19 protein-coding genes and 1 riboswitch are annotated in these 24212 nt (G+C 39.4%); of the genes, 10 read left to right on the forward strand and 9 right to left on the reverse strand.

Translation table 11 applies throughout. The annotated features are described in order from the left end of the window. Position 1: 1 nt before the first annotated feature. Entirely contained in the window at positions 2 to 1264 is a 1263-nt protein-coding gene (locus NYE65_RS17030) for a sensor histidine kinase (protein ID WP_034315597.1), read from the reverse strand. A gap of 421 nt (positions 1265 to 1685) precedes the next feature. On the opposite strand from NYE65_RS17030, the gene NYE65_RS17035 reads away from it, so the two are divergent. The 3 genes from NYE65_RS17035 (at position 1686) to NYE65_RS17045 (ending at position 6909) form a co-directional block, all read left to right on the forward strand. Then, a complete protein-coding gene (locus NYE65_RS17035) occupies positions 1686 to 2675 on the forward strand; it encodes a glutaminase (protein WP_223255834.1) in 990 nt (329 codons plus the stop codon). A 204-nt stretch (positions 2676 to 2879) separates the two neighbouring features. Then, positions 2880 to 4514 (forward strand): APC family permease, encoded by a 1635-nt coding sequence (locus NYE65_RS17040; protein ID WP_063577250.1) that lies wholly within the window; start codon positions 2880 to 2882, stop codon positions 4512 to 4514. Between the two features lie 499 nt (positions 4515 to 5013). Beyond that, positions 5014 to 6909: a PrkA family serine protein kinase gene (locus NYE65_RS17045; protein ID WP_328176194.1), complete on the forward strand. Its 1896-nt coding sequence runs from the start codon at positions 5014 to 5016 to the stop codon at positions 6907 to 6909. Between the two features lie 210 nt (positions 6910 to 7119). On the opposite strand, the gene NYE65_RS17050 is transcribed toward NYE65_RS17045, so the two are convergent. Then, entirely contained in the window at positions 7120 to 7329 is a 210-nt protein-coding gene (locus NYE65_RS17050; protein ID WP_034315156.1) for a metal ABC transporter ATPase, read from the reverse strand. A 118-nt stretch (positions 7330 to 7447) separates the two neighbouring features. On the opposite strand from NYE65_RS17050, the gene NYE65_RS17055 reads away from it, so the two are divergent. Both NYE65_RS17055 and yhbH read left to right on the forward strand, forming a co-directional pair. Then, on the forward strand, positions 7448 to 7627 hold the full coding sequence (locus NYE65_RS17055; RefSeq protein WP_034315155.1) for a hypothetical protein: 180 nt from the start codon (positions 7448 to 7450) through the stop codon (positions 7625 to 7627). A 474-nt stretch (positions 7628 to 8101) separates the two neighbouring features. Further along, positions 8102 to 9271 (forward strand): sporulation protein YhbH, encoded by a 1170-nt coding sequence (gene yhbH / locus NYE65_RS17060; RefSeq protein WP_057275627.1) that lies wholly within the window; start codon positions 8102 to 8104, stop codon positions 9269 to 9271. A 587-nt stretch (positions 9272 to 9858) separates the two neighbouring features. Here the strand turns inward: yhbH and NYE65_RS17065 are convergent. The 7 genes from NYE65_RS17065 to galU all read right to left on the reverse strand — a co-directional run bounded on the left by NYE65_RS17065 (position 9859) and on the right by galU (position 17121). Next, positions 9859 to 11085 (reverse strand): CynX/NimT family MFS transporter, encoded by a 1227-nt coding sequence (locus NYE65_RS17065; RefSeq protein ID WP_340861315.1) that lies wholly within the window; start codon positions 11083 to 11085, stop codon positions 9859 to 9861. 14 nt (positions 11086 to 11099) lie between these two features. Beyond that, a complete protein-coding gene (locus NYE65_RS17070) occupies positions 11100 to 11777 on the reverse strand; it encodes a FadR/GntR family transcriptional regulator (protein ID WP_063577249.1) in 678 nt (225 codons plus the stop codon). 402 nt (positions 11778 to 12179) lie between these two features. Beyond that, entirely contained in the window at positions 12180 to 13511 is a 1332-nt protein-coding gene (locus tag NYE65_RS17075; protein ID WP_340862139.1) for an amino acid permease, read from the reverse strand. A 523-nt stretch (positions 13512 to 14034) separates the two neighbouring features. Further along, positions 14035 to 14205, reverse strand: a complete 171-nt coding sequence (locus NYE65_RS17080; protein ID WP_153246180.1) for a hypothetical protein — start codon at positions 14203 to 14205, stop codon at positions 14035 to 14037. Positions 14206 to 14277: 72 nt separating this feature from the next. After that, the gene (locus NYE65_RS17085) at positions 14278 to 15672 is read right to left on the reverse strand and encodes a cytochrome P450 (RefSeq protein ID WP_340861316.1); all 1395 of its coding nucleotides are present in this window, start codon (positions 15670 to 15672) and stop codon (positions 14278 to 14280) included. Between the two features lie 192 nt (positions 15673 to 15864). Further along, positions 15865 to 16005: a hypothetical protein gene (locus NYE65_RS17090; RefSeq protein WP_191930553.1), complete on the reverse strand. Its 141-nt coding sequence runs from the start codon at positions 16003 to 16005 to the stop codon at positions 15865 to 15867. A gap of 255 nt (positions 16006 to 16260) precedes the next feature. Next, positions 16261 to 17121 carry a UTP--glucose-1-phosphate uridylyltransferase GalU gene (gene galU, locus NYE65_RS17095; RefSeq protein ID WP_340861317.1) on the reverse strand — a complete coding sequence of 287 codons (861 nt, stop codon included), beginning with the start codon at positions 17119 to 17121 and terminating at the stop codon, positions 16261 to 16263. A gap of 168 nt (positions 17122 to 17289) precedes the next feature. Here galU and NYE65_RS17100 point away from each other — a divergent pair, with 168 nt between their 5' ends. From NYE65_RS17100 to NYE65_RS17120, 5 genes are all read left to right on the forward strand, one after another. Next, on the forward strand, positions 17290 to 18954 hold the full coding sequence (locus NYE65_RS17100) for a DUF6044 family protein (RefSeq protein ID WP_340862140.1): 1665 nt from the start codon (positions 17290 to 17292) through the stop codon (positions 18952 to 18954). A 15-nt stretch (positions 18955 to 18969) separates the two neighbouring features. After that, the gene (locus tag NYE65_RS17105; RefSeq protein ID WP_057275631.1) at positions 18970 to 19992 is read left to right on the forward strand and encodes a glycosyltransferase family 2 protein; all 1023 of its coding nucleotides are present in this window, start codon (positions 18970 to 18972) and stop codon (positions 19990 to 19992) included. Beyond that, positions 19952 to 20407, forward strand: coding sequence for a GtrA family protein (locus NYE65_RS17110; protein WP_057275632.1), 456 nt, complete (start codon positions 19952 to 19954; stop codon positions 20405 to 20407). The genes NYE65_RS17105 and NYE65_RS17110 overlap by 41 nt, the downstream gene beginning before the upstream one ends. Positions 20408 to 20759: 352 nt before the next feature. Then, positions 20760 to 20904, forward strand: a riboswitch (cyclic di-AMP (ydaO/yuaA leader). A gap of 137 nt (positions 20905 to 21041) precedes the next feature. After that, entirely contained in the window at positions 21042 to 22868 is a 1827-nt protein-coding gene (locus NYE65_RS17115; protein WP_328176188.1) for an APC family permease, read from the forward strand. A 487-nt stretch (positions 22869 to 23355) separates the two neighbouring features. Next, positions 23356 to 24210, forward strand: coding sequence for a RhaT/GlcU family sugar-proton symporter (locus tag NYE65_RS17120; protein WP_340861318.1), 855 nt, complete (start codon positions 23356 to 23358; stop codon positions 24208 to 24210). Positions 24211 to 24212: the final 2 nt, after the last annotated feature.

Genomic DNA, 24212 nt, shown 5'->3' on the forward strand with positions numbered 1-24212 from the left:
ATCACCCTTTCTGAATCAACTTCTGGATTGGTAACTTTATTGAAAAAACAGCGCCATTAAAACTATTCTCAAATAGGATATCCCCTCCCAGTTCTTTCACGACTTCTTTAACATATGAGAGTCCAATCCCTGTTGAAGGTGTCCCGAACTGATCATACTTTGATGTAAAACCAGGTTTGAATATGACAGTCTGATATTTTTGAGGAATTCCAGGTCCGGTATCAGCAACTTTAAATTCTACATTGTCACTAATTTCAAACAAACTTAAACGGACGATTCCCTTTTCTTTAATTGCTTCCACTGCATTGGCGACTAAATTATTGAAAAGAGATAACACGGTATATACATGATAAGGTGAATCGTTTTTTCCTTCCAATGAGTATTCAAATTGAATGTCCTTTCCTAATGATAAGGCATATTTTTCATTAATTCGGATAATTAAATAAAAAAGTTCAGCAGCATTCATATAATCTTTAAAACTCTCATTGGAGATCAATTTGGATAGACCAGCAAAAATCCGCTGATTATCTTTCTTGACTTCATGCATTTCACCCGCGATGCGTAATGCTTTTTGACTATATGGCTCTGTAAGATCATGAAGTTGCTTTTCCCTTTTTTCCAATGCTTTTAATTCGCGATACAAATCATATGATTTCTTTGTAATATTCTCAGCATTTTTTAATGTTTTTTTTAAATGGATCGTTTCCTCGTATAAATTGGAAATGAGCATCAGCATATGTTCATTTTGTTTTCTGATTTGCCTCTCCCTTGATTGTGCTTCATAAAGTTTCATCATATTAAAAAAGCTCAAAACGATAAAACTGTGGCCGAATGCGATCACGATCATCTCATTTAGTGAACCAAACGTAATCGTTGTTTCCAACACAATATATTGAAAGATTAATTCTACGGAGTCGGACAATATTTCAATAATGAGACCAATAAATCCAATAATCAAAGTTCGGCTTTGAAAGCGGTTGATTTTCGCAAAATAGAATAGAACGGAATAGGTAAAATAAAAGAAAAAACTAGGATAATGAGCGTGAAATGCGGAAATCCAGGAGAAATTATCCTGCATGAAAAAGTCGATTAGAATGCGAAATATCACAACCATTGTTCCTGTCAAGATACCCGAAAATATGGCCGGCGTTTTTTGTAATAATAGTAAAAAGAAGAAAAATGCAGGCACACCAAAACTTACCCGAAACGTTTCATTGAAAGGATAAAAACTCAATTCGCCTGCTAATGGCACAGTTAACAACATCAAAGCAAGGACATAGACCTCTTTTTTCATTAACGTACTGAGATACAACTCGTCACCTCCTAATTTGTTTAAAAAATCAGTATACAGTTTCATCGGCTTCAATACAACGCTTACTTTTTCCTGAATAGAACGGCTTATAATCAATTATGGCAAAACCAAATTGTTTTTCTATCCACAAAAAATGGTAACGGGACATGTGAGATGATCACGTTTTTTTATTGGCTTTTTATTTTTTAGATTTTGTAGGTTTTTGTATGATTATGTAGTTCCCAATTTAAAATTAAGCAGAAAGAAATTTTTGAAAGCGCTTAACAATTTTTAGAATATTCATTATTTTTTCATCGAATCTAGTAATGGTATTCGGTAAAACGCTCATATTGAAAATATAATGATACAACAACTGAAGAGGTGGAAGAATGTGATTGAAGAATTGTCAAAAGAGTATGACATTCACGTTAATAGTCAAAGAAAATCCGACTTAGATGAATGGGTAGCATATTACAGATCCTTTGCTATTGAAGGACAAACCGCTAATTATATACCGGCATTGAGAAATGCACATTTATCGCAATTGGGCATTACCATACTGGAGCCGGGTGGAACAATGATCAAGTCAGGGGATTGGGAAGTTCCTTTCACGCTGCAAAGTATTTCAAAAGTGCTTAGCTTTATAGCCGCATGTTTGGGTCGCGGCATTTCTTATGTGTTAGAGAGGGTCGATGTGGAACCGACTGGGGATGCTTTCAATTCAATTATTCGTTTAGAAATGCATAAGCCGGGAAAGCCGTTCAATCCTATGATAAATGCCGGGGCGATTACAGTAGCTTCGCTTCTCCCAGGGGATTCTTCACAAAATAAATTGGAATTTCTCTATGAGCTATTTGAAAATTTGTTAGGGAAGCGCCCGACAATCAATGAGGAAGTGTATCAATCTGAGTGGTTAACCTCTCATAGAAATAGAGCTTTGGCTCACTATTTGAAAGAGACGAATTATTTGGAATCGGAAGTAGAGGAAGCTTTAGAGGTTTACCTCATGCAATGTTCCATAGAAGTGACCACAGAAGACATAGCCCTGCTTGGACTGATTCTTGCTCAAGATGGTTACCATCCCGTTCGTAAAGAACAAGTAATCCCTAAAAAATTGGCTAAGCTGGCCAAAGCATTAATGCTTACTTGCGGTATGTACAATGCTTCGGGGAAATTTGCGGCTTTTATTGGGGTGCCGGCCAAAAGCGGAGTATCTGGCGGGATTATGGCACTAGTTCCTCCAAGTGCCAGAAGCGGAATGCCTTTTCAAGATGGATGTGGTATTGGTATTTATGGACCAGCCATCGATGAATATGGGAATAGCGTAGCAGGTAGTTTGTTATTGAAACAAATGGCACAAGAATGGGATTTAAGCATTTTCTGAAATGCAGAAAAGTTTGGTTCCGGTGTAATTAAAAGAAGCAATAAGGGGACATCCTTAAGGTTTCCTCATCAATTTTCAAACTTTTACAAGAGGTGATGTAAATGCAGCAATTACTTTAAGATGTAATTGGGCGCACTACACGAATCATTAATCCAGTTACTTTTAAACGTAAAGAATAATTTTAGAAAGCATGGTGAAAAATGTATGAATAATATGCAGCGAAAGATGGGAACATTTTCGTTAATGATGGTGGGACTCGGGTCAATTATTGGTTCAGGTTGGTTATTCGGAGCTTGGAGAGCGGCACAGATTGCAGGACCCGCTGCCATTATCTCTTGGATTATCGGGATGGTTGTTATTTTATTTATCGCACTATCTTACAGTGAATTAGGGTCTATGTTTCCTGAAGCTGGGGGAATGGTAAAATACACGCAGTATTCACATGGTTCTTTTTTAGGGTTTATTGCAGGCTGGGCAAACTGGATTGCAATCGTTTCCGTAATTCCAGTTGAAGCGATTGCTTCTGTTCAATATATGAGCTCATGGCCATGGGAATGGGCACGGTGGACACATGGTTTAGTAGAAAATGGAAGTCTTACTGGGGGAGGCTTGGCAATTGCCTCAGTATTGCTGATCGTCTACTTTTTATTAAATTACTGGACAGTCAGTTTGTTTTCGAAAGCTAATTCATTCATTACAGTCTTTAAGGTTATTATTCCTGGACTTACGATTGGCTCACTTTTATTTGCCGGGTTTCATGCATCCAATTTTACATCTGCAGGAAGTATCGCTCCTAATGGTTGGGCAAGTGTACTTACTGCTGTAGCAACTTCTGGTATCATCTTTGCATTTAACGGTTTTCAAAGTCCAATTAACATGGCAGGTGAGGCAAAGAATCCTGGACGTTCGATCCCAATTGCAGTAATTGGCTCCATTTTAATTGCAACGGTCATCTACGTTCTATTACAGGTTGCGTTTATTGGAGCCGTTGACCCGTCCATGATTGTGAATGGATGGCAACATTTGAATTTCAATTCACCGTTTGCTGACTTAGCAATTGTTTTAGGCATAAACTGGTTGGTTATTTTACTATACGTAGATGCTTTTATTTCTCCTTCGGGAACAGGAATAACATACACGGCGACAACGTCACGAATGCTTTATGGAATGGAAAAGAATAAATATTTACCAAGCGTGTTTGGAAAACTGCATCCTCTTTATGGTATCCCGCGTCAAGCCATGTTTTTTAATCTAGGCGTATCTTTCTTATTTTTATTCATGTTTAGAGGCTGGGGCGTATTGGCAGAGGTTATTTCAGTTGCGACTTTAGTCTCTTATATTACAGGTCCAGTTACTGTAATGACATTAAGACGCACAGGTCAGAACTTGTACAGACCATTACGTTTAAAAGGATTAAGCATCATTGCACCACTGGGCTTTGTTTTTGCTTCTTTGGTTCTATATTGGGCAAGATGGCCGCTTACAGGTCAAGTATTATTTATCATTATGGCTGGTCTTCCCGTTTATTTCTATTATCAATCAAAAATAAAATGGAAGGGATTCCGCCAAAACTTTTCAGCAGGGCTTTGGATGGTTGTTTACTTACTCTGTATGATGACCATTTCATACTTAGGCAGTGAAAAGTTTGGTGGACTAAACATAATCCCATTTGGTTTGGATATGGTCATCATTACATGTTTATCACTAATGTTTTATAGTTGGGCATTAAAGAGTGGTTTCCAAACGGAATATTTGGAACAAGGACAAAAAGTAAATGAAGACTTGAGATCGATGGAGAACAACGTTTCAGCTCAAACTGATAAAAAGAACGCTGTATAAATGATGAAGCCTATTCGTTTGGCATGCTCAATAAGCCATTCGTGAATGACTTTGAAAGTGCTTCTATATTTATATATAGATGAGGAATAAAAAAAGGGACGGCAAATTTAATTTGCCGTCCCTTTTTTTGGAGTTTTAGAAAAGGCTGTTATTTTTTATTTCACACCTGGTTTATCGTCATACCCGGCAGTGAAGATAGCGGCTAAAAATGTTAAAGCAACTCCAACGATAATTACTGTGCCCATGTTGTGACCTCCCTTTACCCATATTGTCCCACTTAAGTATAGGCTTAGTATACCCTAATTTTTAGCAGGAGTGCACACAAATTTTCTTGCCAGCATATTTGTCATCAATTCTCAATGATTAAGCCCTTTTCGATACATGGAGAGTCAAGGGGGATTCGAAACAATGCCAGTCCACTTTTTAAAGTCTGACATGTTTGTCAGACTTGGAGCATAGATTTAAGTATTCTCTGAAAGTGACAGGGGGAGGTTCCTTAATGGATATTTTAAAGAAAATTGAAAAATTTAGAGAAGATGAACAGAAGCTGAAGTGGGAAGGCACCTTCGCAGAGTACTTAGAAATATTGAAAGAAACGCCTTTAGTTGCTCAATCTGCTCATTCACGTGTATACAACATGATCAGAGATGCAGGGATAGAAGAAGTAAATGGGACAAAGAAATACAATTTTTTCAGCGGTCAGTTATTTGGCCTTGAAGATTCACTGGAAAGGCTCATCGAGGAATATTTCCATCCGGCAGCAAAACGGCTGGATGTCCGTAAGCGGATATTGCTTCTCATGGGTCCGGTGTCAGGTGGGAAGTCCACACTCGTTTCTTTACTGAAGCGTGGACTTGAAAGTTATTCGTTAAAAGACTCTGGTGCGATTTATGCAATAAAAGGATGCCCGATGCATGAAGATCCACTGCATCTCATCCCGCAGTATTTACGGGATGATTTCTTTGAAGAATATGGCATCAGGATTGAAGGAAATCTTTCGCCGCTGAATGTAATGAGATTAGAACAGGAGTATGGAAGCAGGATTGAAGATGTTATGGTCGAACGTATTTTCCTTTCGGAGGATAAGCGTGTTGGAATTGGAACATTCAGTCCTTCTGATCCTAAGTCACAGGATATTGCTGATTTGACGGGCAGCATCGATTTTTCGACCATTGCCGAATACGGTTCTGAATCAGATCCGCGTGCCTATCGCTTTGATGGCGAGCTGAACAAGGCGAACCGCGGGATGATGGAGTTCCAGGAGATGCTGAAATGTGATGAGAAGTTCTTATGGCATTTGCTATCATTGACACAAGAGGGGAATTTTAAAGCTGGCCGTTTTGCATTGATCAGTGCAGATGAACTCATTGTGGCTCATACGAATGAAACGGAGTATAAAGCGTTCATTTCCAACAAGAAAAATGAAGCATTGCATTCCCGTATCATTGTCATGCCTATTCCATATAACTTGAAGGTTACCGAGGAAGAGAAGATTTATGAAAAAATGATTCGTGAAAGTGATGTCTCGGATGTTCATATAGCCCCGCATACATTGAGGGTGGCGGCAATCTTCAGCATCATGACCCGCCTGAAAGATCCCAAAAAGGGCGATATCGATTTAGTGAAAAAGATGAGGCTTTATGATGGGGAAAATGTTGAAGGATTTAATTCCGCAGACATCAATGAATTGAAAAAAGAATATCAGGACGAAGGCATGAGCGGAATCGATCCGCGTTACGTAATTAACCGGATTTCCTCTACGATCATACGTAAGGAGAATCCGTCCATTAATGCATTGGATGTACTTATGTCATTAAAAGCAGGTCTTGACCAGCATCCGTCCATTACGAACGAACTCCGGGAGCGGTATTTAAATTTCATTTCACTGGCACGTAAAGAATACGATGCCATTGCAAAAAATGAAGTGCAAAAAGCTTTTGTATATTCATATGAAGAGTCGGCAAAAATCCTCATGGATAATTATCTGGATAATGTCGAAGCATACTGCAATAAATCAAGGCTGCGCGATCCATTGACTGGAGAAGAAATCAACCCAGATGAAAAATTGATGCGCTCGATAGAAGAGCAAATTGGAATTTCCGAGAATGCAAAAAAAGCATTCCGCGAAGAAATATTGATTCGAATTTCAGCATATGCCCGTAAAGGGAAGCGATTTGATTATAATTCCCATGATCGTTTACGGGAAGCGATCCAGAAAAAACTATTCGCTGATTTGAAGGATGTCGTTAAGATCACCACTTCAACGAAGACACCAGACGAAAGGCAACTGAAGAAAGTGAACGAGGTCATCACGAGACTTATAGACGAGCACGGATATAATTCGACTTCAGCCAATGATTTGCTGCGCTATGTGGGCAGCTTGTTAAATCGGTAATCCATAGTTTTTTGCTCCTGCCCCCGATCGGGCAGGGGTTTATTACCGTTTACGGAAGGTTGGATGAATGAAAGGTGGATTAGAGGAAATCCAGAATTTCTATTGAAATCATGAATCTTTTTAAAACGGTGATTATAGTGGGCATGGGAAATTATAACTCAACAAAGCACCAGGCCCTTCTGAATGAAGGAAACCCGGTGCTATTGATTTCTATTTAGTTACATTCAAGCCATACTGTTCAATAAGTGTAATAAGTTGATTCGGTGATAGTTTTTCTTCGCTATGGTCAATTTTAATTTCCCCATCATCAACATCGATGATCGCACGTTCCACACCTTCCGTTTTCAAAAGTATGGACTCCAGATTTAAAATAGGGCCTTCTGACGTTGCTTCCTTTACATAAAGGGTAGTTGTTTGCATAGATCTTGCACCTCCTTACATTTGCTCATAATGTTTTATCTATACCCCATATTTCCATTAGATATGTTACGTTTCGGATTTGGTAATATTGGGTATCAATAAGTAGAGGTGATGGCAAATGAGCAAAGAGGAACTGAAAAAAGAACATGTACCTGAAAATAGCTCCATGGCTAAGGATTATGAAGAGATGAAAGAACTTGGAAAGCAGATGGAAAACCAAAGGACGAATGAAGAATTGAAAGAGTGGGATAAACGCCCAGGTACAGTTCAACATGAAATAGAGGAAGAAAAGGATTGACGAATACCACAACCACAACCAGAATCATTCTATCTGTGTAAAAGGGGTGTCCAGAAAAACTGCTGGGACACCCTTTTTGTTGTGTTCCATTGCTTTTTTTAAATGTCCTTGGAAGTCTTTTGCTGCTCCATTACTTCTGGCTTAAAGCGATCCTATTACCAATGAATGAAAAAACGAACAGACCTGAAAATCATCAGGTCTGTTCGTTTTGTTATATTCCTTATTTAGAAATAACCTTAAAGGGCTTTAACGCCCCTGTCAGGACTTGTCTAGTTCATGGGCAAACATCCATTATTAATTTTGTTGTAAATTATCCTGCGTCGCTGCATAAGATAGAGTAATACTTTTCTTTTCATCCGTTTTTTCGCACTGTATTTTTCAATGGAAAACCGGAATGATGTGGGCATTCCCACACTAACTTATTATATGAAGGAATGATGAAAAGCGTGCAAACATTTTTAAGGGGGGAAGAGAATGTCGGAAGAGAATAATCAACAGTATGTAATCTCACAGGAAAATTGGACCCTCCATCGGAAAGGCTATGATGATCAACAACGTCATCAGGAAAAGGTGCAGGAAGCGATCAAGAATAATTTGCCTGATCTAATTTCAGAAGAAAGCATCGTAATGTCCAATGGCCGGGATGTCATCAAGATCCCCATTCGCTCCTTGGATGAATACAAAATTCGTTATAACTATGATAAGAACAAACATGTAGGGCAAGGCGATGGAGACAGTAAAGTGGGGGATGTAGTCGCAAGGGATGGCTCACCGTCCGATGCCGGAGCCGGTAAGGGTCAAGGTGCAGGTGACAAGGCCGGCGAGGATTATTATGAAGCCGAAGTGTCGATGATGGAATTGGAGGAAGCCCTGTTCAGTCAACTGGAACTCCCTAATCTTCAGAAGAAAGAACATGCGGAGCACACTCTTGAACATATTGAATTCAACGACATCCGCAAGACAGGCCTAATGGGAAATATCGATAAAAAGAAAACGATGATATCCGCTTTCAAACGGAACGCCTTAAGGGGGCACCCCGGTTTTCACCCTATTTATAAGGAAGACTTTAAATTCAAAACCTGGAATGAGGTTCAGAAACCTGATTCCAAAGCAGTTGTACTTGCAATGATGGATACTTCCGGAAGTATGGGGTTATGGGAAAAATATATGGCTCGAAGCTTTTTCTTTTGGATGAACCGTTTCTTGCGGACAAAATATGAAACCGTGGAAATCGAGTTCATTGCCCATCATACAGAAGCGAAAGTCGTTCCGGAAGAGGATTTCTTTTCAAAAGGGGAAAGCGGCGGTACGATTTGTTCGTCCGTATACCGAAAAGCATTAGAACTTATTGATCATAAATATGACCCTGCGAAGTTTAATATCTATCCGTTTCACTTTTCCGATGGTGATAACCTAACATCCGATAACGTCCGATGCGTTAAGCTTGTTGAAGAACTCATGAAGGTTTCCAATATGTTCGGATACGGGGAAGTCAATCAATACAATCGCCATTCGACATTGATGACAGCTTATAAGAACATCGATAATGAAAAATTCAGGTACTATATCCTTAAGCAAAAGGCTGATGTTTTCCATGCAATGAAGAGCTTTTTTAAAGATGAGGAAAGTAAGAAGTATGCTTAAAATAGGAAGAGTGGAGAGTAATTTTTTTTTCAATTCAATATAGTTGAAGGTAAAAAGGCGTACGGTTCACATCGGACGCCCTTTTCGGAATATTCGGTTTTATTTCGTATTAAGGAAATACACAAAGGCCATTGCCAACATTAAGCAATGGCTTTTTCGCATGTACATCATTCGGATATTGAGCGAGGGTCCAAAGAATGTAAATGAGTTATCGGAACCACTTTGTACTTTACCCCAATGATAATGAACCGTAATATGCAGCAAATAAACTTTCCTCCTCTAAGCCTAGGTCATTTCTTTTTCTCCAATTGGAGAAGGTGAAACTTTCTTATCTGACAGAGTTTGAGGTTGATAATTTTTACTAAATATAAGGGAGCCGCGAAATGACCGAAGCGAGAAGCGAGAACGCCATACATTCCTTCTCTATTTAAACCAAAGACTTTAAACCAAAGACCACTCTCTACTTATTGGTAATTAAAATCACGGAATAGGAACCTGTCGTACCGCTATCAGTGGCTGGTATGTAAATGGCCCCGGTACAATACCGGGGCCATTGCCGTTTAGAACCTTTTATACCTTTACTGGCTTTATTGAGTCGTTACATATTCATTATTTCCTGCACGCATTCCAACAATGAAAATAAGTGCCGATATAGCGGCCAACATCAGTAAGGGAAGAGTCCAGCTGTGTGTAATGTCATGAAGCAATCCGAATAATACCGGTCCAATGGCAGCTAAAAGGTACCCGAATGATTGTGCCATTCCTGATAATTCCGTCGCTTCATGGGTGCTTTGCGTTCGAAGACTAAAGAACATCATCGATAAACTGAATATGGTTCCGACTCCAATCCCAATCAATATCATGCATACTGGGATGAAGAGAGTGCTTCCGGATAATATTCCGAATATCCCTGATATAAGGAAGATGACAGGCGGGACCACTAACAGACGCTGACTTTGTAAGCGCCCAGCTAAAATTGGCACAAGGAATGTTATGGGAATGACTGCAAGCTGCATGATGGAAAGCATCCAGCCAGCTTCATCAGCATTCAGGCCTTTTTGCTCCAGGATTTCAGGCATCCAGGTAATTACTGTATAGAAAATAAACGATTGCAAACCCATGAAGAATGTAATTTGCCAGGCTAAACCAGAACGCCATAAGTTAATCTTTTTATCCTTTTGCGCCGTTTGTACATCCTTACCTGAGTTGAATGGCCGTCTTAATTGCGGCATCCATAAGAAAACTGTAATAAGTGATAAAATCCCCCAACATCCAAGGGCACCAGCCCATCCCAATCCGGATGAAGAAGCAAGGGGAATGCTGATCCCAGAACCTAATGCGCCGCATAAATTCATGGAAACAGCATAGGTTCCTGTCATCAAACCGATGTTCCTGGCAAAGTTATGTTTAATCAGACTGGGTAACAAAACGTTGCCTATTGCAATGGCTAACCCGATTAAAATGGTGCCTATGAACAATGTCGGCACTCCGCCAACTGAGCGTATCCCAATTCCGATCGTTAATAATACCAAGGAAAGGAAAAGTGTAAGCTCCATTCCAAAACGCCGTGCTATCCTAGGTGCAAACGGTGATAATAAAGCGAAGGAAAGCAAAGGCAATGTCGTTAATGAACCTGATAATGTATTGGAAATCCCCAAGTTATCACGGATCGAAGTGACAAGGGGTCCAACCGATGTTAAGGGAGCCCTCAGATTTGCCCCAAGAAGAATGATTCCGATGATGAGCAGTCCTAATCTGGGTTTAATATCCACTTTTCTTTGTTCTAGTTGATTTGCCGCTTGATGAATGCCCATAATCTCCTCCTTACTTACTCTAAAGATTTTTTGAATTGTGCAATGTATTCATTAACTGTTTCGATTGCCCGGTTCACATCTTGTTCGATGATGGCATCCACAAGTTTGCAATGAATGTTCAAATGAAAGTTCACATCAGAACTCATCACCACTATCTGATGGATGGATTCATGCAGGGAGTGTTCCATATGTTCGTACAAATCAATCAATAAATCATTATGTGATGAAACCATAATCGATTTATGTAACTGTATATCCGCTTCTTCGTAGGCCTTGATATCCTTTGCTTCGGCAGCTCTACTGCAGGCGGATATATGAAACCGCAATTGTTCTATATCTTCTTGATTACGTCTTAATGCCGCCAACTGGGCTCCTTCTCTTTCAAGGGCATGACGGACCTCTAACGTTTCTAATATACTTGACTGCTGGATTCTTCTTTCAAATGCTGCCCCCAAGGCACTTGATGACCTTACGAATGTCCCCTTTCCTTGTTTCGTTACTAAAAGCCCTGCATAAACAAGTGATCGTACAGCTTCCCTTAATGTATTTCTGCTTACATCGAACTGTTGGATCAAATCCATTTCAGGGGGAATTTGATTTCCTATTTTCCATTCACCTGATTCGATTAACGATTCGATTTGGGAAACCACCTGTTCTACAAGTGATAAGCGATTTGTTTTAGATATGGTCAAGATACACACCTCGAATTTGTAGGATGATTGGTTCATTGGTTATTTTAACATATGTATGTTGAAAATGGGTATATTCTTGAAAAAATTGCAGTTGATTTCAGAAATCCGTTCCCTTTCCATCGTCGATGTTAGACTATTCCGATTCTCCTTTGTTATTAGTTTGTAGACAAAAGGTGTTATTTCTTTTAAAACAAATTTGATTGGAGCGGGTGTTCGAGACTCCTGCGGGAAAAGCGAGTAGGGAGCCCCCGCAGGCGCAAAGGTGCCGAGGGGACTTCCGGACCGCCCGCGATAAGTGAGTTTCTTGAGTGGAAAACTAAAAAGACTGAAGGCAAACTCGATTTTCATCGAGTTTGCTTTCAGTCTGAAATCCCTAATAAAATTCAGGGGGGGATAATATTTCTATTTTTTTTGTTTGACAATAAATGAGAGAAGGATGAATATCACTAACGTGACAAGACATACTGTAGTCCCGATGAAGTTTTGCTTATTAAAGAGAAATGCCAAAAAGATAATGCTTAAAGCCGTGATGGCTAATAAAGTTGTATATGGGTACCATTTTACCCGGAATCCTGGTTTGCCAGTGTATTGCTTACGCAGTTTCAATTGCGCGGAACAAATACTGATCCACAATAATAAAACCGTGAATCCAGGAATGGCCATAAGGTAGCTTAAAATCAGGTCGGGAAACAAATAGGATAAAAACACACCATCCAATATGCATAATGTAGTTAAAAATATTCCATTTAGCGGGATACCCTTTTTCGTTGTTTTTAAAAATGCCTTGGGCGCTTCCCCGTTCTGGGAAAGAGTGAACAGTGTCCTTGAGGTAGCGTATATACCTGAATTTGCAGCTGATAAGACAGCGGTTAAAAGAACGAAATTCATGATATCGGCGGCTCCGGGAAGACCCGATAAGCTGAAAACCTGAACGAAAGGACTTACTTCAGTGCTTACTTGGTTCCAAGGTATTACTCCGCAAATGATAAGTATCGGCAAGACATAGAAAAGAATCACCCGCCATACTGTTCCTTTTATGATTTTTGGTATGACTCGCTGACTATCCTTTGTTTCCGTGACGGCTACACCAATTAATTCTGCACCCCCATATGAAAACATTACCACTAAAAGTGCACTTAACATTCCGTCAATTCCTTGGGGGAAAAAACCACCATGTTCCGTGTAATTAGAAAATGAAGCCGAACTAGGAAAGAGTCCTAGCATGATCATAGCTCCTAAAATGATAAAAGCAATTAAGGTTATTATTTTAATTCCTGCGAACCAAAATTCGAGTTCTCCATAGTATTTTACTTGAAACAAATTAATTCCTATTATTACTGAAGCGCAAAGTATGCTTAACAGCCATAATGATACTGTAGGAAACCAATATTGTAGAAAACTGCCGGCTGCGACTATTTCTACAATGATTACGATAATCCAATTGAACCAATAGAGCCATCCGACAATGAAGGATAGTTGAAACCCAAAAGCTTTATTAATGAGATGTTGTACGTTCATATTAGGAAAAGCGGTTGCCATCTCCCCTAATGCGGCCATTACAATGAATAACAATAGCCCCCCTATTAAATAGGCTATTACAACACTTGGGCCTGCCATATTTAATGTATCGGAACTCCCCTTAAAAATCCCCGTTCCTATCATTCCGGCTAAAGCAATGAACTGGACATGCCTCGGCAATAGGCCCTTTTTTAGATCTTGATGAGTCTTCTCCATTATATTCAAGCAAGCCTTTCTTTCATAATTTTAATAAAATAGTCTATCAGTAAAAACTTAAAAGTTTCTTCTATTATTGAACGCTTTCACGTACTAAAGTGCTATATTAATATATCATGAATCGGAAAAAAGTCAATTTAGGCCGGTGAAGGGGAATGGATTTCCAACCGGCGAAAAAGGTTATCTAAAAATATTGGATTTTATGAAATGAATCAAAGCAAAAAACTGCTAGGTGAATTTTTAGGGATGAATTGGCAATTCTTCATTCTTTAAAATACATATTGAAAAGAGAGAAATATAATTCTATTTAATTGCATTATTACTGTCATTTGTTTCGTAGTAAATAAGTTATGGAATCAGTTTCAGTCCTTAATATTCGTAGTCGCTTAGTTTATCCTATCAGGATTGTTGCAGCCAGCATTTGGGGGGCTGCGAGGGCCAGGGTTATGGAACATACTGCAGAATAACAAAAAACCGACCTTTTAAGGTCGGTTTTTCTTTAATATAAGGTACAAGCGGGAAACTATCCGTTCCCATATGAAAAGGGGAGCGGCGCCTGTAGGTATTCGGTTTCTTGTTTCGGTTCAATTTCGCTTAAAAATTGCAGATAACCGGTATATACCTGTGAGGCCATTCCTAAATAGTGCAATTCAGTGTGGATGATTCCTTTCCGTGGTGAATGGAGCAAATACATTTTTTCATCCCTCCTTTCTAAAAGGATAGGCCAGTTATTACAACGATATTTATTAGGAAAAGACTCCTATTACTAAAAATTGGATGCATCAGGTTCAAAGGCTTCTGCAGTTCTTTCTTCTAACACCATGCGCAGTCCATTCTTGGGTCTTAGTGTGAGGGAGGGAAGGGGGGTCACTTCATGGTGGTCAGGTGCAAGCTTTATCCTATACCGCTTTGCAATGCAGGCCAGGACAAACACCGCTTCCATCATGGCAAAGTGATTGCCAATACAAACCCGCGGCCCTCCGCCAAATGGAAAGTAAGCGAACGCAGGCAGGCTTTTCATAAAGTTATTTTCAAATCGCTCAGGGATAAATGATTCCGGTTGATCAAAATACTCTGGATTATGCTGCATCACATAAGAACTTATTAGTATCATATCGCCTTTTTTAAAGCGATATCCTCCTATTGTGACATCCTCCGTCACATCACGGGATAAGATATACAGTGGCGGGTAAAAGCGAAGTGTTTCATGAATGATATTTTGAGTGTATTGTAATTTCATGAAATCTTCAGGCTTGGGTGTCCGTTGACCGATTATGCTATTGACTTCATGGAAAAGCTTGGCTTGAATTTCCGGATGCTTCGAAATTGCATACAGTGCCCAGGAAAGAGCATTTGCTGTCGTTTCATGACCGGCAAGAAAAATAGTCATTAATTCATCACGGACCTGATGGCTTGTCATGCCTAACCCGTCGTCGGCATCACGGGCGTCCATCAAGATCCCTAGCATGTCTTCATGTTTTACAGTGTCGTTCTTCCGTTTTTCAATAATGCCGTAAATCACTTTATCAAGCCTTTGTATCGCCTTTTTATATTCACGGTTGATTTTAGTCGGTACCCATAATGGCATACGGAAAATCTTTCTCATCCTTTTGACTGTTATTCTCAATGCAGTTTCCAGAGGTTTCCCTACGATTTCATATCCATCCTTGAATTCCATGCTGAACATGGTCTTGCTGATTATCCCGAGAGTGATGTTCATCATATCCTTCGTTATACTCCGTTCATCATCATGTTGCCAAGTTGATATATAATCCATTGTGACATCAATCATATCCTTGGCATATTGGCTAATATGAGTCTTTTTGAAAGAGGGTTGGATAAGCCTTCTCTGTCGCATATGAAAGTCTTTTTCGCTTGTAAGCAGACCTTCACCGATAAGCGGTTTTAATAGATTGAAGTCCTTGGATTTGACGAAAGATTGTTGTTTTGTTACAAGTATTTGTTTGATTAAATCAGGATTTAAAACGTGATAAACAGTTTGGAATGGTCCTAAACGGAATTTAGCGACTTCCCCATATTCCTTGGACAATCGGGTCAGGAACCCAATGGGATCTGTTTGGAACTCTTTTGTATGTCCGGAAACCAGCCTTCCTTTTGGAACCATTTGAGAAGTGCGGAAGACATCATCAGCGTGGCTCAATGAAGTTTTTCCCCTTTCTTTAAAATACTTACATGTAATCATTGTATGAGGATAAGCTAAATTGGTTTGGACAAGTCATTAAAGAAAGGGCTGATAATTCTATTGAAGAAATAAAGTTACAGCGAAAAAACCCTGGATGAATATAGCCAGGGTTTTTCATGAGAGCTTTAGATTAATGATGGGGGATTCAATTCAACTTCTTTCATCATCGCCCCCATGTTGGAAACGATCATTTTTTTCATTGATGGGCCCGCCAAATTGTGCATTGATTTCCTTAACCACTTTTTCTAAAAATTCATCAGATATTATTGGATTATTTGCTTTATTGTGCATGTGACAATCCTTTCTGGATATCGTGTGTTTGGAACAATCATGAAGGATATGTTATCAACATAACCTCACTTATAGAAAACTATTCTTTCTCTGTTCCACTTTTTCTGCTGTAACATTTTATGGAAGCATAAACAGTTATATTTTACTTAGAGGATTATGGTAAGTGGATCATTTTACAACCAAAGGGGTCAATCCGATGTGGAAATGGCCCAATCACCTCTTTTTGGTAATTGGGCATGGTCTATATTAACTTCATTAAGGAAACAACTGCCTTAAATATTTTATTAGCTGATCACGAAGTTCAGGTCGTTTCATGGCGAAATCTATTGAAGCTTGAAGGAAGCCGAATTTATCGCCGACGTCATAACGATTTCCCTCGATGATATACGAATATAATGGTTCCCTTTCTAACAAAAGGTCTAAAGCTTCGGTAAGCTGGATCTCCCCCTTACGATCAGGCTGTACGTTTTCAAGGGTTTCAAAAATCGCAGGTGATAAAATATATCGGCCAATTATCGCCTGTGTTGATGGTGCATCCTCCACTTTTGGCTTTTCCACTAAGTTTCTTACCAGAAATAAATCCTCATATCGTTCTTGGAAGTTTACGATCCCATACTTGGAGACATCGGCTGGTGACACTTCCTTACATCCGATAATGCTCGCTCGAACCTTGTTATACCGTTCCATTAACTGCTTCAAGGCTGGAACCTGGCTATCCACGATATCATCCCCTAACAGGACGGCAAAAGGTTCGTCTCCGATAAAAGTTTTGGCACATAAAACTGCATGACCCAGACCTAAAGGTTCCTTTTGCCTTACATAGTGGATATCGACCATGTTGGAAATGTTCTCCACGATCTTAAGCAGATCATTTTGACCTTTCATTTGCAGAAGCATTTCAAGCTCAATCGACTTATCGAAATGATCTTCGATGGCACGTTTGTTTTTACCCGTAACGATGATAATATCCGTAATCCCTGATTGTACCGCTTCTTCGATAATATATTGAATGGTCGGCTTATCGACAATCGGCAGCATTTCCTTTGGTTGAGCTTTCGTAGCAGGCAAAAATCGTGTTCCTAAACCGGCTGCTGGAATCACCGCTTTCCTTATCATAGCCCAGCCCCTTTTTAAGGTTCTTTTATATGCTTATTGCATTTTATGTGGTCATTGGTTGACCTATATCAAAATAGGTTAAAATAAATCCCTTAAAAAGAATAGATTTACCTTCGAAGCCAAATATTATGGATATATGAATTTAATCAAGAGGTGGATATTTTGCCAATTGAAAATCAAGAGAGAAAACAAATCCTTTTTGCCTTACTCATCATTGTTTTATATCTTTCCCCCTTAATCATCCTTGGAGAAAATGCGCATATTCGCGTACATGATAATTTGGATTCCAACCTTGCCTGGTATAAAGTCCTTTCAGAAAGCGGTGAGTTATTCGGTGCAATTGACGCCAGAATTCCGCAGATTATGAATGGGCTGCCCCGTAATGCTTTTGGCAGTGAGTTCAGTATTATCGTGTGGCTTCATGCTCTTTTTCCGACAATGGTTGCTTATGCAATAAGCCAGGCATTAACAAGGTTTATTGCATTCTTTGGTATGTATATCTTATTGAAGGAACATTTGGTTACAGGAAGACAATCAGGTTGGATTAGGGTTGGAACATCCTTAGCTTTTGCCCTTACCCCATTTTGGCCATCGGGAATGCTCAGTACACTTGGGATGCCTTTAGCCCTTTGGGCTTTTTTGAATATCCGCAGCAAGGATCATTCTTGGAAGAATTATTTGGTCCTTACACTTTTACCGCTTTATTCAAGCATCGTGCTTGGCTTTTTCTTTTTTCTTGTTGCAATGGGCTTTCTTTGGCTAACGGATGTAATCAGGGGAAAAGGATGGAATATAACGTTTCTTCTTTCGATCGTTTATATGACCGTCATTTTTGGTTTGGTGGAGTATCGTTTGGTCGCTTCATTCATTTTTGATTCGGAGCCAAACAGCAGAGATGAATATTTTCACGCAAGGCTGCCGCTCGATTGGGTCATTAAGCTTACTTTCAAAAATTTCGTTCTTGGACATACGCATGTCATGACTGTACATGCGCTTATCATTCTGCCGGTTACAGTCTTTGCCCTTTATATTATTCTGACAAAAAAATTGTGGAGACAGGAAAAGGTATATGTTTTTTTATTCGGCTTGAATGTTATGCTCTCAGCGTGGTACGCATTTTGGTTTTATAAAGGCTGGCTTCCTTTAACGGAAAGGTTTCACACTCTGGATACTTTTAACTTTGCCAGATTTCACTTTTTAAGGCCGATGATCATTTACTTGGGGTTTGCCCTTGCAATAAAAATCATTTGGGAATACAGCGACTATGCTAAGAAAACCCTTTCTATTTTCATCGCCGTTCAAATACTGATTTTAATCGGTTTCAATGAGGAAATCAGCCACAATAAAAAGCCAACTTTTAAAGAGTTCTATTCAGAAAGCCTTTTTCAGGAAATAAAAGATCATATTGACCGTCCACAAGAAGAATATCGTGTTGCCAGCATTGGGCTGCATCCCGCAATCGCTCAATATAATGGATTTTACACGCTCGATAGCTATAACAATTTTTATCCGCTTTCTTACAAACATCAATTTCGTCAAATAATTGATAACGAATTGGCTAAGAATAAAAACATCAGAATCTATTTTGATGAATGGGGAGGACGTTGTTACCTATTTACCGATGAGCTTGGGAAGCATTATATGTTCAAGAAAGGCTCGAAGAAAGAGCTGGAAAATTTGGACCTCAACATGGATGCGTTTAAAGGATTAGGCGGTACGTATATATTTTCTGCCATCCCAATCAACAACGCGAAGGAAAACGGATTGGTGCTGGATAGGGTTTTCACGAAAAAAGGAAGCGTATGGAAAATCCATTTATACAGAGTCATGTGAAAAGGGGGGAATAGAATGAATTCACCGATTGTAACGATTGTTGTACCTTGTTATAACGAAGAAAGCGTTTTGCAGGAAACGATTTCCCAGCTTTGTGGATTGATGAGGGGGTTGGTCGATGAAAACGTTGTTTCCGGTCAAAGTAAAATTTTGTTTGTCGATGATGGGAGCAAGGATCAAACTTGGAGGATCATTTACAAAGAAACGATTAATAATGAATATGTTCGCGGGCTAAAGCTTTCCCGGAATGCTGGACATCAAAATGCACTTCTGGCTGGGTTGTTTACAGCCAAGGAAGCCTCAGATTGTGTGATTTCCATTGATGCAGATTTACAGGATGATATTCAAGTCATCCCGGAATTCATTCGTAAATTCAATGAAGGATGTGAAATCGTATATGGTGTCCGCCAGAAAAGGGACCTTGATTCATTCTTTAAACGAACATCTGCAACAGGCTTTTATAAATTAATGAACAAGATGGGGGTTAACCTTGTCTATAATCATGCCGATTTCCGGCTAATGAGCAAAAGGGCGATCATGGAGTTGGAACGCTTTGATGAAACGAATCTTTTTTTACGGGGGATTGTACCGCTCATTGGGTTTAAGACGGACTCTGTTTATTATGACCGTAAAGAAAGATTGGCCGGGGAAACGAAATATCCATTTAAGAAGATGGTTGCTTTTGCACTTGATGGCATTACTTCCTTTTCAGTTACACCGATCCGGCTTGTATTATGGCTAGGATGTCTTTCCTTTTTCATTAGCTTACTCTTTGGGTCTTACTTTTTATGGTTGAAATTTTATGGGCAGACCGAAACTGGCTGGACCTCATTGATCACCTCCATATGGTTGATCGGTGGACTACAGTTGATTGCTGTCGGGTTGATTGGGGAGTATATCGGAAAAATCTATAATGAATCCAAACGCCGGCCTAAATATATTGTTGATCTTGATCTATTTAATCCGCTCGATTTTAAAAAACGGGAGCAATTAGAAAATGAACGGAACAGTATTGAAAAACTATCTAAAACAAACTAACTCCTTTATCCGCTTTTTATTGGTTGGAATAGTCAATACAGCGGTTGGACTTTCCATCATGCTTTTTCTCATGAATGCTCTTGAATTATCTTACTGGATCTCCACCTTTATCGGCAATGGTACGGGAGCTGTAACGAGTTTTCTTTTGAACAGGACTTTTACCTTTAAAAGCGATATAGAATGGCGGCGAGGAGTTGCCCGTTTCTTTTGCGTCATCCTGATTTGTTATTCCGCCGCTTATTCTATAGGCCAAGCCATTGCAGAATCACTGGAAGGAACCGTTCATTTATCCATACAACAAAATTTGGCTGTTCTGATAGGAACAATCTTTTATACAGTGCTTAACTATCTTGGCCAGAAATACTTTGTCTTTAAAAAAAGCAATTTGAGGCCAATTCAAGAAGGAAGGAACTAAATAGCGTAGATCAGTGGAATAATGCCCCCGAATGGACGGGAATAAAAAATGGAATCGGAAAGCGAAAATTCTGATTTAATGACTATCCAAGCTGGGGCAGATCTGTTTTACTTGATCCATCACGTTACTTCATTTTTCCTTTTGGGGAATCTATCTTTTGTTCATTGTCTTCTTGAATATCTTCCTTTCAGACGTTTACTTTCCTCCTTTCCTACCATCGAATCATGTGTTTGCATGACTTTTGTTAAATAAGTCAAGAATTAAACCTCGCATACAAAAAATAATTATATTTCTGTGCAAAATTTTCATTTACTTTTCCTTTTCACGGGAGTATGATAATCAACAGTTTCATATTTCTAAATCGCTTAAACCTTATGGTGCGGGGGACCCGGTATTGGGATTGTTACTACAATCCAAGGGGTGAATCCTTTCAAGGTAGGGCTACTCTTAGGTCCGAATCCGACAGCTAACCTCGTAAGCGTTATATGAGAAGGAAGGTGGAGCTTGTTAGACAAAAAAATTGATGTCTACAGGTCTATTTAGCTATGACTTGTAGGCATTTTTCTGTTTGTCTTGTTTTTTGCTACAGCTGGGTAACATAAACTTATAAATTTAATATGGTGGTGAATACTTGATGTTATCTTCTATAAAGAGGTTCTTGATTGGGAGACCTTTAAAATCAAATGCACTTGGTGAACAAAAGCTTAACAAAACAAAGGCGTTGGCGATATTATCTTCTGATGCTTTGTCTTCGGTTGCTTATGGGCCGGAGCAAATATTGATCGTTCTGATCACGGTCGGTGCTGCGGCATTCTGGTATTCCATACCCATCGCCATCGGAGTATTGTTACTGTTGGCTGCATTGATCTTGTCCTATAGACAAATCATTTTTGCTTATCCTCATGGCGGGGGAGCCTATGTGGTTTCAAAAAACAATTTAGGAGTCAATCCAGGGCTGATAGCTGGAGGATCCTTATTGGTCGATTATATATTAACTGTGGCTGTAAGTGTTTCTGCAGGTACGGATGCCATCACATCCGCTTTTCCCAGCCTTCATTCATATAATGTAGGCATAGCCATCATTTTCGTCATTCTGCTTACAATCCTGAACCTGCGGGGGGTTACGGAGTCGGCCTCTGTTTTGGCCTATCCGGTGTATCTATTCGTTTTAGCCCTGTTCATCTTGATTGGGGTTGGAATTTACAAGATCCTGACGGGAGGAGTCTCACCGGAATTGCATGCGTCAATCGGGACTCCGGTAGCCGGCATCAGCTTATTTATACTGCTAAGAGCATTTGCATCAGGAAGCTCCGCATTGACAGGAGTCGAAGCGATTTCCAATGCAATCCCGAACTTTAAAGATCCAGCACCGAATAATGCTGCAAAAACTTTAATAGCTATGGGTTCCTTACTGGCAGTATTATTTACGGGAATCGTATTCTTAGCCTACTATTTAAGCATTGTTCCTAGCGCAGAGGTAACGGTCGTCTCGCAGATTGCTGAAGAGATCTTTGGCCGGAATTTCATGTATTTCTTCATTCAAGGTACGACTGCATTGATCTTGATACTTGCTGCCAATACTGGCTATTCCGCTTTCCCCTTGCTTGCGGTGAATCTTGCAAAAGATAAATTCATACCAAGGGCGTTTACAATTAGAGGGGACCGATTAGGATATTCCAATGGAATAATCATACTGGGACTTGCATCCATCATCTTGATAGTCTCATTTGAAGGACATACAGAAAATCTCATTCCGCTTTATGCCGTAGGGGTATTCATTCCATTTACTCTGTCCCAGACCGGGATGATTGTTAAATGGATTCGCGAAAAGCCAAAAGGCTGGATGTTGAAATTAACCATTAATTCAATTGGTGCCATTATTAGCTTTATCGTCACGATGATATTCTTCTTGACCAAGTTTACTCAGGTTTGGCCTGTTTTGATTTTTATACCTATTATCCTGTTAATTTTTCATCGAATCAGAAAGCATTATGAAGCAGTTGGTGACCAATTAAGGATTACAACTTGTGAGCCGATCTTGCCAATTGAAGGAAATATCATTATCGTACCTGTGGCCGGTATAACTCATGTGGTTGAGAACTCTTTAAATTATGCAAAATCTCTATCTGCACATCAGGTCATTGCCGTTTATGTCGCTTTTGAAAGAGAAGATGAAAAGAAATTCGAAGAAAAATGGAAGAAGTGGCAACCAGATGTAAGGCTAGTTACACTGAATTCTTATTACAGAAGTATCATTCAGCCATTAACTAAATTTGTAGATACAGTTGAACATAAAGCGAGGGAATCCAACTATAAAGTTACGGTAATAATCCCCCAATTTATTCCGAAGAAAGGCTGGCACAATATTCTTCATAACCAATCAAGTTTACTGATTAAGGCCTACTTGCTTTATAGAAGAAATGTGGTTGTTGCGACAGTGCCCTATCATTTGAAGAAGTAAGTTCCATTATCTAAGAAAAGAAGCAGACCTACATAAGGTTTGCTTTTTTTCTAATCTTTATAAAAAATTCAGCAATAACTTACGCTGCCGATATTTGAGTATGAACATTCATTACTCACAGTAACTATGAAGCCCGACAATAAAAAGGATTTGCAGTAAGATGTGGGGATACTTCCTCTTTTAAAGCTTTAATTAATGTTAATATAAAACCTTCTCCATCATCATTATCCGATTGACTGCTGTTTGGGAAAGTTATTATTTCAAAGTCGCTGATGATTCGGAAATGGACATGCGACATCATCAACGGTGGATAGCATCAATCAGTATCATTAAAAAGGGCTGCGTCTGCAGCCCTTTTGTGTTGAACAATTTTTAAGGGAAACACTTCATAAAATTACCAAGGGTCAATTCAAATAATGCGAACATATTAAGAAGACAAAATGAAATTTCCTGCTTAGTTTTGTACTTACATATATGGGGGTTGAAGATGGATATACTATTAGCTCTCTTGCCGGCATTATTCTGGGGAAGCATCGTTTTATTTAATGTGAAACTCGGGGGTGGACCCTATAGTCAAACACTAGGTACAACGATTGGCGCCTTGATTTTTTCAATTGGTGTTTATATTTTCGCAGATATTAAATTGTCACTCCTGGTGTTTGGAGTCGGAGTCGTATCTGGATTGTTTTGGGCTGTTGGACAAGCTAATCAGCTTAAGAGCATTGATTTAATGGGAGTTTCCAAAACCATGCCAATATCAACAGGATTGCAGCTCATTTCAACCACTTTATTCGGGGTCATAGTTTTTAACGAATGGTCTACAATGAAATCGATTATTTTAGGCGTTTTGGCTTTAGTCTTCATTATTATAGGAATCGTCTTGACCTCCTTGGAAGATAAAGAATCGAAAGAGGGCAAGTCGGGAAACTTGAAGAAAGGAATTGTTATTCTCCTCATCTCGACATTCGGTTATTTGGTTTATGTGGTCGTGGCCCGTCTTTTTGATGTTGATGGGTGGTCAGCGTTGTTCCCTCAAGCGATCGGGATGGTGATAGGCGGCCTGTTATTGACTTTTAAGCATAAACCGTTTAACAAATATACGATTCGCAATATCATTCCGGGATTGATATGGGCTGCAGGGAACATGTTTTTATTCATTTCCCAGCCACGTGTGGGAGTGGCCACTAGTTTTTCACTTTCGCAGATGGGCATAGTCATCTCAACTCTTGGGGGGATCTTCATTTTACGTGAAAAGAAAACGAAGCGCCAACTAATTGGAATCGTAATTGGGATTATCTTGATCATCATAGCTGGGATTATGCTGGGATTGGCAAAAAGTTAATT

The organism is Peribacillus sp. FSL R5-0717 (assembly GCF_038002945.1).
GTDB lineage: Bacteria > Bacillota > Bacilli > Bacillales > DSM-1321 > Peribacillus > Peribacillus frigoritolerans.